Annotated in this window: 7 protein-coding genes; 2 read left to right on the top strand and 5 right to left on the bottom strand. The window is 39.2% G+C overall.

From position 1 onward, the window contains the following. On the bottom strand, window positions 1-1,316 hold a 1,316-nt coding region (locus BLR79_RS06960), incomplete at its 3' end, for a hypothetical protein (RefSeq protein ID WP_143338804.1). 209 nt (window positions 1,317-1,525) lie between these two features. Between BLR79_RS06960 and gshAB the strand changes: the two genes are divergently transcribed. Both gshAB and BLR79_RS06950 read left to right on the top strand, forming a co-directional pair. Continuing rightward, on the top strand, window positions 1,526-3,805 hold the full coding sequence (gshAB, locus tag BLR79_RS06955) for a bifunctional glutamate--cysteine ligase GshA/glutathione synthetase GshB (RefSeq protein ID WP_092086271.1): 2,280 nt from the start codon (window positions 1,526-1,528) through the stop codon (window positions 3,803-3,805). A 63-nt stretch (window positions 3,806-3,868) separates the two neighbouring features. Then, window positions 3,869-4,573 (top strand): prepilin peptidase, encoded by a 705-nt coding sequence (locus BLR79_RS06950; protein ID WP_092086268.1) that lies wholly within the window; start codon window positions 3,869-3,871, stop codon window positions 4,571-4,573. A gap of 42 nt (window positions 4,574-4,615) precedes the next feature. On the opposite strand, the gene rpoC is transcribed toward BLR79_RS06950, so the two are convergent. The 4 genes from rpoC to BLR79_RS06930 all read right to left on the bottom strand — a co-directional run bounded on the left by rpoC (window position 4,616) and on the right by BLR79_RS06930 (window position 13,664). Then, window positions 4,616-8,242, bottom strand: a complete 3,627-nt coding sequence (gene rpoC, locus BLR79_RS06945; protein ID WP_092086265.1) for a DNA-directed RNA polymerase subunit beta' — start codon at window positions 8,240-8,242, stop codon at window positions 4,616-4,618. Window positions 8,243-8,303: 61 nt separating this feature from the next. Next, a complete protein-coding gene (rpoB, locus tag BLR79_RS06940; RefSeq protein WP_092086262.1) occupies window positions 8,304-11,906 on the bottom strand; it encodes a DNA-directed RNA polymerase subunit beta in 3,603 nt (1,200 codons plus the stop codon). 256 nt (window positions 11,907-12,162) lie between these two features. Then, window positions 12,163-12,768 (bottom strand): class I SAM-dependent methyltransferase, encoded by a 606-nt coding sequence (locus tag BLR79_RS06935; protein ID WP_092086259.1) that lies wholly within the window; start codon window positions 12,766-12,768, stop codon window positions 12,163-12,165. A 113-nt stretch (window positions 12,769-12,881) separates the two neighbouring features. After that, entirely contained in the window at window positions 12,882-13,664 is a 783-nt protein-coding gene (locus tag BLR79_RS06930) for a helix-turn-helix domain-containing protein (RefSeq protein ID WP_092086256.1), read from the bottom strand. Window positions 13,665-13,893: the final 229 nt, after the last annotated feature.

Below are 13,893 nucleotides of genomic sequence, written 5' to 3'. Positions count from 1 at the left end.
GGCTTCTCGCCTGTAATGGTGTCAGAGACTTGACCTTTATTCGGCTTCTCGCCTGTAATGGTGTCGGATACTTGATCTTTAGTTGGTTGTGATAGTTCGTCTTCTTTATCTTGCTCTGGTTTGGATTCTTCTTTATCTAAAAAGTCTAAAGCATACTCAGGTTTGAACATATCTAAACTATATTTAGGATTTTCGCCTTCAAAGCTCGATTCATAACTATATTCTGGAACAAGTCCTTGCTCTCTTACAGGAATATCTGGATTATACCATTTTACTTCTCTATCTCCGAAAAGACCATCTTCAAGAACAAAATCTGGTGACACATGAATTATTTCAAGTACACTGTCTTCCCATCTACCTCTATTTTTATACGAAGTATCTGTAGAACCATCTTGGTATTTATAGAAGAGATAACTACCTGTCGTATATCCATATTTACTTTCTTTTACAGTTACTTGTTCATCATCAGTCAATAGTGGATTCTTCACCAAAACTACTGAAGGCTTGAGAATAGAAAAGTCTTCTACTACGACTTTATCCTCATCGTAGCTAACTTCATAATTGTTATCATTTAAATTAGATTGAACACTTTTTAAAACATAACCTACAACTTCTCCGTCTTCATCTCTAACTTCAGTATAGGCGTTATATTTATCTCCAGAAGCTAGCTCTTCAAGCATCTCTTGCAGACTTTCCACATATGAAGTATTACTTTCAATCACTTCGAATTCTGGAACAACGAGTTGTGTGTAGTATTTACCACCTTTTTCAATAATATCATAAACTAAATTATGTGTATTTGCACTTGCATACGCTAATGTTTGCCATAATTCGCGACCTTCGTAATAGGCATCGTCTATAGTATCAAAAGGTCCATTCACTTCATTAAGATCTACTTTATGACGTTTTATGTAATGTTTATTTGAATCATTCTCATCTTCAATTATTTCATAAAAGACATCTTTTTGATTTTCTGTTTTTCTTAACTCTTTGACGTACTCATACACACTGACTTCATCACTATAGTATGGTCCTGCCAACACACCATCATCTGTTGCAGGCTCTCTTTCTCCTAAAACTTCATTCGCTAGCACTGCTTCTTCAACAACAGTCTCGTCTTCTAAGACACCATCTTCTTTTGAAGCATCTACTTCGTCTGCTGAAACAGCATCCACTTCGGTTACTACGTCTAATGAAGTAATTTCTTCGTCTGCGTCTACCGGTAATTCTTCAGCTGATACGGCCATCATGCCCGCTGTTAGAGGAGTTGCGATTGCTGCTCCTAAGACAACTTTTTTAAATAAATCTTTTGTCATTCTATTCATCCTTTATCCTTTGTTCGATCCAGATAGAATCTAGTCGGAGCTATTATATATATATATATATTGTCAAGGTTTTTTATTAAAATATTTTAACGTTAAATCTATTTCTTATCTCATTTGCCTATCTATGAGCAATCTTACCTCTATTTACGCTTACTTAATGTATAATGAAGGTAAGAGTATTTCTTAAGGAGGTACAATGAATGAATTTAACACACCCTTATTTTAAATGGGATGATTTATTTAATTTATGGAACAGTACCATTGGTATTGAACGTGAAGCATTAAGAATTGATCAAGATGGTAATTTAGCCAAGACCCCTCACTCACCTGAATGGGGCACTAGAGCGCAACAACCTTATATTCAAACAGATTTTGCCGAAGCGCAAGTTGAGCTGATCACACCCCCGGTTGTTGAACCTAAAGAAGTTTTAAATTGGCTCAAAGCGTCTCATCAAATTGTCGCCACAACTAATCAACAACACCACGAACTATTGTGGCCCTTTAGTACGCCAGCTGTCATTCCTAATCCGCGTACAGACATTCCTGTCGCCAAGTTGGATGATCCAAAGGAACGAGAGTACCGCGAGTATATTGGTAAATATTACGGTAAAGACGTGCAACTACTTTCAGGTATTCACTACAACTTTCAAATTAATCCGGAAGTGATGAAACGTCGCATGCCCGATCAAGATACCCATATTGATCGTCATAACGAAGTATATATGCATTTATCTCGTAACTACTATCGTTACCGTTGGCTACTTACTTATTTATTAGGCGCTAGCCCTTACGTTGACCCAACTTACGGGACCGAATTATACGGTAACCCTCATAAAACCGTCATGCGTTCCATTCGTCAAAGTCGCTATGGCTACAATAATAAAGAAGATGTGAAAATTTCTTACGACACGTTAGAATCCTTTGTCGAAGATTTAGAGTATGCTGTTTCTAGCAAACAACTCTCCTTACAAAAAGAGCTTTACCGCGATGTACGTTTACGGGGCGGAAAAGAAGCTCGCGATCTATTAACCAAAGGGATCCAATACGTGGAATTTAGAAACTTCGATATCGACCCATTCTCTCCTTACGGTATGAGTGAAGAAATGTTGAAGTTAGTTAAAGTCTTTATTATTACCTTGTTATTTATGGAAGACGCTAAAGCAGATGGAGTTCGTTTAGGTGATGAGCGTAGCCGCGAAATTGCTGAAGAAGATCCTTTGGCTCCATTAAATTATTTAGATGAAGCACAAATGCTTTTTGACGCTATGAAAAAAGTCGCTCAAGGCATTGATGAACAAAGCGGACAAAAAGGCGAGTTAGAACAAGTTATCGACGGCTACGAAGCCATGATCCATGACGTCACTCTAACCCCAGCAGCAAGAGTGGTTAAAGAAGCTCAAAATAGCGACGGATTTTTACATTTTGGCTTAAAACAAGCTCGTTTATTCCAAGAAATTTACTTAGATAAGCCTTACTTACTTCACGGCTTTGAAGGTTTTGAACTATCGACTCAAGATGTTTTAAAAGAGGCTATGCGTCACGGAATTAAAATCGAAGTCTTGGATGAAGCAGAAAACTTAGTGCGCTTATCTTATAAAGACCAAAATGAAATTGTCAAAAACGGCAACATGACCCGTTTAGATTCTTTAATTAGTTACTTTGTCATGGAAGATAAAGTCGCAACGAAAAAAGTTTTAAATGATGTCGGGATTCATGTCCCCCAAGGAGTCAACTTTAATAACTTAGATCAAGCTCTTCACCATTACTCTCAATTAAAAGACGAAGCCATCGTTGTGAAACCTAAAAACACTAATTATGGTTTAGGAATTACTATTTTCCACCACAAACCAGATCAAAAAGATTACGAAGATGCGATTCGATTTGCCTTCAAGCAAGATACAGATGTCATTATTGAAGAGTTTTTAGAAGGAACTGAACTACGCTTTTATATTCAAAATGGTGACATTAAAGGAATCGTTGAACGTCAACCGGCTCAAGTAAAAGGTGATGGTCAATCAACGATCCATCAACTCATCGAAGAAGAAAACAAACACCCTCTTCGCGGGGTGCAACATTTTGCGCCGATGACTTATTTAGAAAAAGGCGAAGCCGAGCGATTACAACTCGCTCAACAAGGCTATACCTTTGATAGCGTGCCTTCAAAAGATGAAATTGTTTACTTAAGAGCTAACAGTAATGTCTCTACAGGTGGTAAATCAATTGATCGAACCGAAGAAGTTCATCCTGAATTTAAAGCCATTGCGATTAAAGCAGCGAACGCTTTAGAAGCGAACTTTTGCGGAATCGACCTTATTTTACGCGACTGGACAATGCCACCAAGTAAAGAGAACCCTTACGGTATTATTGAAGCGAACTTTAATCCGGCAATGTGGATTCACCGTTTTGTCGGCGAAGGAACACCGCGTTATGTCGGATACGAAGTCTTAAAACAACTCTTTCCCGAAGTTCCTTTTCATTAATTTAAAATAAAAAAAATGGAATCCCCTCTTTTTTACTAACTTATAAGTAGGAGGGGATTTTTTATGTCTAAATTACTTATCTTTATCATTGGAACATGTCTAGGGTCCTTTGGATTATGGCTAGCCCAACAGTCGGTTAGTCCTTATCCTTTTGAATGGACTCGCCGTTCAAGATGTGAAACTTGTCATCATATTTTGCATCTAGTTGATTTATTTCCAATCATCTCCTATCTTACGCGGCGCGGGAGATGTTCTTACTGCGCTGCTAAAATCCCCTCTATTTGTTTTTGGAGTGAATTAAGCGCTGGAGTGATGGCTCTTTATTTACTTATTTTACCCAAGGAGCAATGGAGTTGTTTTGCGACGATCTTTTTTATTTTATTTGTTATGAGTTGGTGTGATGTGTTAGATGGATGGGTGCCGGATAAGTTACAGTGGGTATTATTGGTCGTTTGTTTATGGAGTTTTCGCCAGATTCTATTTACCTTATGGTTAGCGTGGGTGCCGGCCTTATTATTGTTTACTAGTTTATGTTTAATTTTAACGTTCAGACCCCATTGGATCGGCGGAGCTGACGTAAAGTTATTAAGTATTTTAGCTCTCACACTTCCTGCTGAATCCATGCCATGGTTATTATTTATTTCTTCAATTAGTGCTTTAACTTATATTGGTATTCAGTTTATATGGACTAAGCAATGGGTCACTTGTGTGCGATTTGTTCCTTTTATTACGCTCAGTTATATTGTCTTACTTTATTTTAGCCATTAAAAAAAGACCCAAACCTTTTTGCGTTTGGGTCTTTAAATATTATTAAGCGTTAGGTTCTTCTTCAGCTTCTAAAACTGGCACTTCAATTTCATCCATGACGTGCTCTAAGTTGCTTTCTACATTACGGTAGCGCTTCATACCTGTACCTGCAGGAATTAACTTACCAATTGTAACGTTTTCCTTCAAGCCAAGTAATGTATCGCGTTTACCGCGAATCGCAGCATCTGTTAGGACACGCGTTGTCTCTTGGAACGAAGCAGCCGAGATGAATGATTTCGTCTCTAAAGCAGCTTTAGTAATTCCTAATAGAACAGGACGTGCTGTTGCTGGAACTTCCCCGGCTAAAATAGCTTCTTCGTTGGCTTTTCTAAAGTCATCGATATCAAGTAATGCACCAGGTAAGATATTAGTTGATGCTGGGTCCATGACACGAACTTTACGTAACATTTGACGTACCATCACTTCGATATGCTTGTCGCCGATTTCTACCCCTTGACCGCGGTAAACAGCTTGAACTTCACGAAGTAAGTATTTTTCAACTGTTACAACATCGGTTACAGCTAACAATTCTTTTGGATCAATAGATCCTTCAGTTAATTGTTGTCCGCGCTCAACGTTATCGCCAACTTGAACAATAATACGTGACGTATACGGAATGTTGTATGTACGTGTATCAGTAATACCACGCACAGTAATATCTTTAGAACGGTCATCGTTTTCTTCGATTTCTTCGACCACACCCGCTACTTCAGTAATGGTTGCTAAACCTTTCGGGTTACGCGCTTCGAAGATCTCTTGAATACGCGGTAAACCTTGAGTGATGTCTCCACCACCTGCAACCCCACCCGTATGGAAGGTACGCATGGTTAACTGGGTACCCGGCTCACCGATGGACTGAGCAGCGATTGTACCAACAGCTTCTCCTACTTCAACTTCAGCTCCTGTTGCTAAGTTGCGTCCGTAACACATACGGCACACACCATGAGCGGTGTGACATGTAAAGGCAGAACGAATCGTTACGACTTCAACGCCCGCTTCTTCTACTTTCATCGCGTCGTCTTCGCTAATTAACGTATTGGCTTCAACAAGAACTTCTCCTGTTTCTGGGTGAGTCACGGTCTTATGAGCGTAGCGTCCGGTAATACGTTCTGCAAGAGATTCAATGACGCTGTTGCCGTCAAGAATTGCAGATACTTCTAGACCTTGGTCGGTTCCACAGTCGTCTTCACGAACAATAACGTCTTGGGCGACGTCAACTAAACGACGAGTTAAGTAACCAGAGTCCGCAGTCTTAAGAGCCGTATCCGTCATTCCTTTACGCGCTCCGTGAGTAGAGATGAACATCTCTAAAACGGATAACCCTTCACGGAAGTTAGACGTAATTGGTAACTCAATGATCTTACCAGATGGCGCAGCCATGTTACCACGCATACCTGCTAACTGTGTAAAGTTAGAAATGTTACCACGAGCTCCAGAGTCAGACATCATGAAGATTGGGTTTAAGCGAGGTAGTGAGACAGCTAGTTCATCTTGAATATCATCTCTGGCTTTCTCCCACGTACGAATAACACTTTCATAACGCTCGTCTTCAGTAATTAAACCACGGCGGTATTGTTTCATAATATTGTCGACGCGTTCATGACCTTTTTCGATAATTTCATCTTTAGAGTCTAATTTCACAACGTCGGCTACCCCAACGGTAATTCCTGCGCGAGTCGAATATTTATATCCTAAATCTTTCATGTCATCTAACATCATTGACGTACGTGTAATTTGGAAATCTTTAAACACTTTCGCAATAATGTTTCCTAAGTGTTTTTTCTTAAATGGCGGGACCATGTCCATTTCAGCGATGGCTTCTTTAACATCTGTACCCGGCTCTAAGAAGTACTTATCCGGTGTTCCGTTAATTAAGTTATTATCGGTTGGTTCGTTTAAGTAAGGAAACTCCACTGGCATAATATCGTTAAATAATAATTTACCAATGGTTGTTACCATTAAACGACTTTGTTGCCACTCTGTAAATGGTTTACCTACTAAAGCAGCAGCTGGAATCGCTACACGAGTATGTAAGTGAACGTATCCATTTAAATAAGCTGTTTCTGCTTCAGATACGCTGCTGACCATCATTCCTTCACCAGTAATTCCCGGCTCTTCAAGAGTTAAGTAATAGTTACCTAAAACCATATCTTGAGAAGGTGTAACAACTGGCTTACCGTCTTTAGGGTTTAAGATGTTTTGTGATGCTAACATCAGTAGACGTGCTTCCGCTTGAGCTTCTTGAGATAACGGAACGTGAACGGCCATTTGGTCTCCGTCAAAGTCCGCGTTATAGGCCTCGCACACTAACGGGTGTAAGCGGATCGCTTTACCGTCAACTAAAGTCGGCTCAAAGGCTTGAATTCCTAAACGGTGAAGAGTCGGTGCTCGGTTAAGTAATACCGGGTGCTCTTGAATGACTTCTTCAATGACTGGCCAAATCGCGTCATCTTGCGTTTCAACCATACGTTTAGCACTTTTTACGTTACTTGCTAGTTCGCGTTCGACAAGTTCTTTCATAACAAATGGCTTAAATAGTTCAATGGCCATTTCTTTTGGCAGACCACATTGATACATCTTTAAGCTTGGTCCAACTACGATAACTGAACGACCAGAGTAGTCCACACGTTTACCTAATAAGTTTTGACGGAAACGACCTTGTTTTCCTTTCAACATATGAGATAAAGATTTCAACGGACGGTTACCTGGTCCAGTTACTGGACGACCACGACGGCCGTTATCCACTAACGCATCAACGGCTTCTTGTAACATACGTTTTTCGTTTTGAACGATAATGCTTGGCGCACCAATATCTAATAGACGTTTCAAACGGTTGTTACGGTTAATGACACGGCGGTATAAATCGTTTAAGTCAGATGTCGCAAAACGTCCACCATCTAGTTGAACCATCGGACGTAAATCAGGTGGAATAACCGGTAAAGCGTCCAGTACCATCCACTCAGGACGGTTACCTGATTCTAAAAAGGCATCTAAAATATCTAAACGACGAATCGCGCGAGTACGACGTTGACCTGTCGCTGTTTTTAAGAATTCGCGTAATTCTTTAACTTCTTTTTCAACGTCAACTTTTTCAAGTAAATCACGCATCGCTTCTGCACCAATTTTAGCTTTAAAGCGAGTACCATATTCACGAACATTTTGACGGTATTCTGCTTCACTCATTAAAGATTTGTACTCTAATGGCGTATCACCTGGATCAGTGACAATATAAGAAGCAAAGTAAATCACTTCTTCTAATAAACGTGGGCTCATGTCTAGTAGAAGTCCCATACGGCTTGGGATTCCTTTAAAGTACCAAATATGGGTCACTGGACTTGCTAGTTCAATGTGTCCCATACGTTCACGACGAACTTTGGCACGAGTTACTTCTACCCCACAACGGTCACAGACACGGCCTTTATAGCGAATACGTTTTAACTTCCCGCAGCTACATTCCCAGTCCTTAGTTGGACCGAAAATGCGCTCACAGAAAAGACCATCTTTTTCAGGTTTTAATGTACGATAGTTGATCGTCTCAGGTTTTTTGACTTCTCCGTAAGACCAACTACGAATTTTCTCGGAAGATGCTAAACCAATTTTCATTGACTCAAAATTATTTACATCAATCAAGGGGCCAAACCTCCTTTATGTTTTTGGAGTGCCTTACTCCATGGCTCAGGCATTTATGTTATTATGCGTCTTCATTTTCTTTTGCTTTGACTACTTCAGCAGCAGCTTGAGCTTCGATTTTTTTGCGTTGTTCTTCCTCTTGTTGTTGACGGAAGTGTTCTAAAGCGTTGAAGTTAACCACATCGTCGTCATCTTCATCACTTTCTAAATCAATCTCCACGTCATCAGCGTCTAATACTTGTAAGTCTAATCCTAAAGCTTGTAGCTCTTTTACTAAAACGCGGAATGATTCTGGAACACCTGGTTTTGGAATTGGATCGCCTTTAACGATTGCTTCGTAAGTCTTCACACGTCCTACAACGTCGTCAGACTTGTAAGTTAAGATTTCTTGTAACGTATAAGCAGCACCATAAGCTTCCAAAGCCCAAACTTCCATCTCTCCAAAACGTTGTCCACCAAATTGAGCTTTACCTCCAAGTGGTTGTTGCGTTACAAGAGAGTAAGGACCTGTTGAACGAGCGTGAAGTTTGTCGTCAACCATGTGAGCTAATTTAAGCATATACATGACCCCAACAGAGACTTTACGGTCAAAAGTTTCTCCAGTACGTCCGTCATATAATGTTGTCTTAGCGTCTAATTCAAGACCAGCTTCTTTAACAGTACTCCAAACATCTTCTTCGCTTGCTCCATCAAAGACTGGTGTGGCTACTTTAATACCTAATTGGCGAGCCGCCATTCCTAAATGAAGCTCTAAAATTTGTCCAATGTTCATACGGGATGGAACCCCTAATGGGTTAAGTAGAATATCGACTGGTGTTCCGTCTGGCATGTACGGCATGTCCTCTTCCGGCATAATTAAAGAGACAACCCCTTTGTTACCGTGGCGACCTGCCATTTTATCTCCAACGGAGATTTTACGTTTTTGAACAATATAGACGCGAACTAATTTGTTAACACCTGGTTGTAATTCGTCTCCTGCTTCACGGGTAAAGATCTTCACGTCGTGAACAATTCCGCCACCACCGTGTGGTACACGTAGAGAAGTATCACGAACTTCACGAGCCTTTTCACCAAAGATAGCGTGGAGTAGGCGTTCTTCCGCGGATAATTCAGTGACTCCTTTTGGTGTAACTTTTCCGACTAAAATATCGCCGTCTTTCACTTCCGCACCGATAGTAATAATACCTTCTTCGTCTAAGTAGCGAAGAGCTTCTTCGGATACGTTTGGAATTTCGCGGGTAATTTCTTCAGGCCCTAACTTCGTATCACGAGATTCGGATTCATATTCTTCAATATGAATGGATGTATAAACGTCATCTTTAACTAGACGTTCGGACATAATGATCGCATCTTCGTAGTTATAACCTTCCCATGTCATAAAGGCAACGAGTGGGTTTTGACCTAAAGCAAGTTCACCTTTTTGCATTGAAGATCCGTCAGCTAACATATCAAGTTCATCAATTTGGTCTCCAACTTGAACAATTGGACGTTGGTTATAACAAGTCCCCGCGTTTGAACGAGCAAATTTCGTTAAACGGTACTCATCAGTCGAACCGTCTTCTAATTCAACGCGAATCACGTTAGCATCAACGTAAGTCACTGTTCCAGGACGTTTAGCAATTAAAGCGGCTCCTGAGTCGTGAGCTGATTTGTATTCAATTCCTGTACCAACAATTGGTGATTGTGGATTAATTAATGGAACGGCTTGACGCTGCATGTTCGCACCCATTAACGCACGGTTTGAGTCGTCGTTTTCTAAGAATGGAATTAACGCAGTCGCTACGGAAACTACTTGTTTTGGCGATACGTCCATATAGTCAAGTCTTGAAGGTGGAACTTCTAAGTTTTCTGAGACGTAACGAGCCATTACTGTTTCTTCAACGAAATGCCCTTCATCATCTAATAATGAGTTCGCTTGAGCAATGACGTATAAGTCCTCCACATCTGCTGATAGATAGTGAATTTCATCGGTTACGCGGTTATTTTCTTTATCCACTTTACGGTATGGTGTTTCGATAAAGCCATATTTATTAATTTTAGCGTAAGTTGATAGAGAGTTAATTAACCCAATGTTTGGCCCTTCAGGCGTTTCGATTGGACACATACGGCCGTAGTGAGAGTAGTGAACGTCACGGACTTCGTAGCCAGCACGGTCACGGGTTAATCCACCAGGACCTAAGGCAGATAGACGGCGTTTATGAGTTAATTCTCCTAATGGGTTAGTTTGGTCCATGAACTGGGATAATTGAGATGAACCAAAGAACTCTTTAATCGCTGCAACCACTGGACGTGTGTTAATTAATTGTTGCGGTGTAATTGAATTCGTGTCTTGTAAAGACATACGTTCGCGAACGACACGTTCCATACGAGTTAAACCAATACGGAATTGGTTTTGTAGTAACTCTCCAACGGAACGAATACGACGGTTTCCTAAGTGGTCAATATCATCCGTTGAACCAATGCCATATTCAAGTAATAAATAATAGTTAATTGAAGCAATAATATCGGCTGGCGTTAAACATTTAATGTCATCAGAGATATTACCATTACCAATAATATTTAAGACTTTCTCGTCATCTTTTGGTGCATAAACGCGAATCATTTGTAGATCGATCGGTTCACCAATGACACCTTCTGTTGATGGCGTTAACGTCACCATTCCCAATCCATTGTCTAAATGAGGCTTTAGCGTTTCCATCGCTTGAGCGTCTAATAAAGTCCCTTCTTTTAAGATCACTTCGCCTGTTTCAGGATCAGCCAATGTTTCAGCTAAAGTAAGACCCACTAAACGTTGAGCGATGTCTAACTTTTTGTTGACTTTATAACGACCCACTGGCGCTAAGTCATAACGACGCGCATCAAAGAAGCGCTGTGTTAATAAGTTGCGCGAACTTTCAGCTGTCTTTGGCTCACCTGGACGAAGACGCTCATAAATATCTTTTAACGCTTCTTCTACTCTTGAGTCGGTAACGTTTTTGTGAATGTCTTTATCAATCGTCAGTTCTAAAGTATCTGTATGAGAGAAGATGTCATAAAGTTCTTCGTCTTCACCAAATCCTAAAGCACGAACTAACTCTGTTAGTGGTAGCTTACGTGTACGGTCAATACGAACGTAGGCAATACCTTTAGCGTCAGTTTCAAATTCTAACCATGCTCCACGGTTAGGAATCACTGTCGATGTATAGCTATGACGACCACGTTTATCATGAACATCATGGAAATAAACTCCTGGAGAACGTACTAACTGGGAGACAATAACACGTTCTGCTCCGTTAATAATGAACGTTCCTGTTTCGGTCATAATTGGGAAGTCACCAAAGAACACTTCTTGTTCTTGAACTTCTCCGGTTTCGTTATTAATTAAACGTAAAATAACATAAATTGGTTTTGAGTAGTTTGAATCATGACTACGTGCTTCTTCCACAGAATATTTAGGCTCTTTAAAGTTATAATCAACAAAATGTAATTCTAAATTTTCTGTATGATCGACAATCGGCGAAATATCTTCAAACATGACTTTTAGACCTTCATCTAAAAACCATTGATATGAATCTGTTTGAATTTCGATTAAATTTGGTAAATCAAGTGACTCGTTAATACGCGAATACGTGCGACGTTCAGCTTTCTTACCGTATTGTACAACATTGTAACTCAAGCGCTTCACCCCTCATTTGAATTAAAGACGGTCGTTAATTGTTACGTTTATGTTACAAATATTATTATTGTGTAACATTCCGATTTTCACCTATTTAAAAGCAAAAAAAAGACAAAAGAACGGCGTTTTCTTAAAAAATCGCTTTATCTTTTGTTTTTGCCAGGTGGAAATACGATTTGGACAATATTTCAAACCGAATCCCATATATCTAGACCTACTCTTTGTAACTAAATATTTTACTTGTTTCTTCATCAATTGTCAAATACTATTTAATACTTTTCAAAATCCAATAACCGGACTGTAAATTCACCCGTTCCACGTTACCAAAGATTTGTTCCATATGTTTGCGCATTGAAGGAGCGCCTTGTTTCTTTTGGATGACGACCCATAGAGCACCCTTTTCTTCAAGCAGTTGATAAGCTTGATCTACAAAAGCATGGACCACTTTTTTGCCTGCACGAATGGGCGGATTGGTTACAACATGTTGAACGGCGGTTGATAGTTCAAAATTCGTTGCATCATCACATATAAAGGTTACATTGGATATATTGTTTTGCTTTGCATTTCGAAGGGATAAATCGAACGCTCGTTCATTTAATTCCACTCCGGTGACGTGGCTATTAGGATAAGCTTTCGCAATCCCTAATGCGATCGGGCCATAGCCACTACCTAATTCAATTAACTTAAAATCATCTTCTTTTACTTGATCAATAAAGGTTTCCGCTAAAATCTTCGATCCTTCGTCTAATTTATCTTTTGAAAAGACACCACGGTCAGTGGTTAACTTTAACGTTATATTACCGATTTTTGCGCTAATCTCTTTTTCTTCGTGGGAGACGGAAGGTTGTTTTGTGTAATAATGTTCACCCATATTCATTCACCTCATCTGTTCTAGGTTAATCATACCATTTTTGCTGTATAATAATTGATTAATTCTCGAATAGTCTTACATCACACTAAAGTTATTTACAAAATAAAGGCACACTAATTTTCTATAAGATTTGAATAGTGCTCTAGATACTGTTTATGGATATCGTTTTCTCCAAGTATCTCCAACACCTGTAAGGCTTGTTTCATTTTAGTATCTCCACTTTCTATGTCTCTTTGAAAATCTAAATAGCCTTGGGCATAGAGAAAGATCGTTTGCTCATAATAATTAAGCTCATTTTCTAACAGTTGAGATATCTCGTGCACTAAATAATTACAGTTTTCAAATTGTTTCGCATCAATGCTAGAAATTAAACAATTAATAGCTAGCTGAGTGACTAGCGTCTTATTCGTCTTATTTAAAGAGGAATATATATAGTTTTTTATCATTTCTTTAGTGAGCAAAAAGAACGTTTCATACTTTATTGTTCGGACACAATTTCCAAATAAAATAATTTCGTAACGAGTCCATCTTTGAATTTTGAAAAGGTAGTCTACTAATTGAAGTATTTCTTCATCTGATGGAGCGATGCTTCGATCCATCGTATATAAAATAGATTTTACCATTGTTTTTTCGTACTGATTCAAACTGGTGTTTGAAAGTAATGAAGCTATGTTGTCTATATTTTGCAATGAGTATTGCTTTCGAATGTATTGCACTAATTTAGAAAACGACTCTGTATCAGTGTAAGTACTATCGTGGATAATAAGAAATTCATCTAAAGATACATTTAATTTGTTTAATATATTAATGAGTCGAACACAAGAAATTTCCGACTCGCCACGCTCAAAGCGAGATATTTGCGATTTAGAAAGATGCTCATCTGCCACGAAACACAAACTGTAAGGGTATCATACATATGTGACACGAAAACATAAAAAAAAGAGGAGCTTCTGGTACACTATATTTAACGAATAAAAAACAATAGTGTGAAAGGAAGCTCCCCATGAAGTCAATTATAACAGAAGAAATGCGATATAGGCAAAAAGTTGTTGAGTATGCGGAAAAATATGATAATAACGCCAAAGCAGCCCGTCGTTATGGCACAAGCCGTCAAAACGTCCAACG

It is taken from the genome of Dolosicoccus paucivorans, assembly GCF_900100125.1.
Classification (GTDB): domain Bacteria; phylum Bacillota; class Bacilli; order Lactobacillales; family Aerococcaceae; genus Dolosicoccus; species Dolosicoccus paucivorans.
The sequence above is the reverse complement of the archived record's forward strand: the minus strand, read 5'-3'. Positions and strand labels throughout refer to the sequence as shown.